The sequence below is a fragment of the Bacillus sp. CR71 genome (assembly GCF_003429245.1).
GTDB lineage: Bacteria > Bacillota > Bacilli > Bacillales > Bacillaceae_G > Bacillus_A > Bacillus_A thuringiensis_S.
Genome location: NZ_CP031748.1, coordinates 28,266 through 28,766 on the forward strand (window position 1 = coordinate 28,266; position 501 = coordinate 28,766).

Sequence of the window (501 nt, forward strand, 5' to 3'; positions counted from 1 at the left end):
TGATTGGGGTGAAGTCGTAACAAGGTAGCCGTATCGGAAGGTGCGGCTGGATCACCTCCTTTCTATGGAGAATTGATAAGCGCTGCTTATCAATATAAGTTTCCGTGTTTCGTTTTCGTTTAGTTTTGAGAGTTCAATTCAATATTGACTCTTAAATGAGGATATGATATAAATAAATCCTGCAATTTGTATGGGCCTATAGCTCAGCTGGTTAGAGCGCACGCCTGATAAGCGTGAGGTCGATGGTTCGAGTCCATTTAGGCCCACCATACATTTTGGGGCCTTAGCTCAGCTGGGAGAGCGCCTGCCTTGCACGCAGGAGGTCAGCGGTTCGATCCCGCTAGGCTCCACCAAAAAGCTATTTTAAATAGCAAATGGTATGTTCTTTGAAAACTAGATAACAGTGTAGCTCATATTTTTTAATTTTTAGTTTGGTTAAGTTAGAAAGGGCGCACGGTGGATGCCTTGACACTAGGAGTCGATGAAGGACGGGACTAACGC

General features: G+C 44.5%; 2 tRNA genes. Both read left to right on the forward strand.

Features of this window, described 5'->3' with window-relative positions:
* Positions 1-192: 192 nt before the first annotated feature.
* A tRNA-Ile gene (locus DOS87_RS00165) sits at positions 193-269 on the forward strand.
* 8 nt (positions 270-277) lie between these two features.
* A tRNA-Ala gene (locus tag DOS87_RS00170) sits at positions 278-353 on the forward strand.
* Positions 354-501: the final 148 nt, after the last annotated feature.